This window comes from Bacillus pretiosus (assembly GCF_051294775.1).
Classification (GTDB): Bacteria; Bacillota; Bacilli; order Bacillales; family Bacillaceae_G; genus Bacillus_A; species Bacillus_A wiedmannii.
In genome coordinates this window covers 1-307 of record NZ_JBPPHF010000181.1, presented here as the reverse complement: position 1 = coordinate 307, position 307 = coordinate 1, and the positions used below count along the sequence as shown (strand labels likewise).

The window sequence follows — 307 nt, the reverse complement described above, 5'->3', positions numbered from 1 at the left end:
GCCTTTATCTTTTAAAAGCTGATATGCCTCCATTACGTCTTGCCACCAATCTTCAGGACCTGTATGAACAAGCTCTTCTGGTGGTACACCGTGCCCTTTATAACTTGGCGCATGACAAGTGTAGCCTTTCTTCTCTAAGAAACGCCCTAACATACGTACATCAGCTGAGTTTCCTGTGAAACCATGTAGTAATAAAACAGCGCGGTCTCCACCCTCAAATGTATATGGTTTCGGAGATGCTAATTTCATCATGTACTTCTCCTCTTTCTCTTCTGTAATCTAGTCGTATTCTTTCTATATCTAGTGT

Annotated in this window: 1 pseudogene; it reads right to left on the bottom strand. The window is 41.7% G+C overall.

Features of this window, described 5'->3' with window-relative positions:
- A pseudogene (estA, locus tag ACSG5Z_RS30410) lies at positions 1-252 on the bottom strand (carboxylesterase); the annotation flags it as partial.
- Positions 253-307: the final 55 nt, after the last annotated feature.